General features: G+C 39.8%; 1 protein-coding gene. It reads left to right on the forward strand.

Translation table 11 applies throughout. From position 1 onward, the window contains the following. Positions 1-221, forward strand: a 221-nt coding sequence (locus tag JUI58_RS00485) for a hypothetical protein (protein WP_204101793.1), incomplete at both ends; no start/stop codon positions are given.

A 221-nucleotide genomic window follows, 5' to 3' on the forward strand; every position in this document is an offset into this window, starting at 1 on the left:
GGTTTTGGCAATAATCAATGGTTTAATGCTTTTGGAGAAAACAATTACACAGAATTAACAGGAATCCCTTTTCAATTTGCCTTTGATGTTTCCCAACCCAGCGCAATTATTAATCAAGGAAATTTAGCTGTTAATGTGGGGCAAAGTTTAACCTTAATTGGGGGAACGGTCATCAATACAGGCAGTCTCAATGCGCCCAATGGTACCATAACCCTTGCTGC

Origin of the sequence: Spirulina sp. CCY15215 (genome assembly GCF_016888125.1) — a bacterium.
Classification (GTDB): domain Bacteria; phylum Cyanobacteriota; class Cyanobacteriia; order Cyanobacteriales; family Spirulinaceae; genus CCY15215.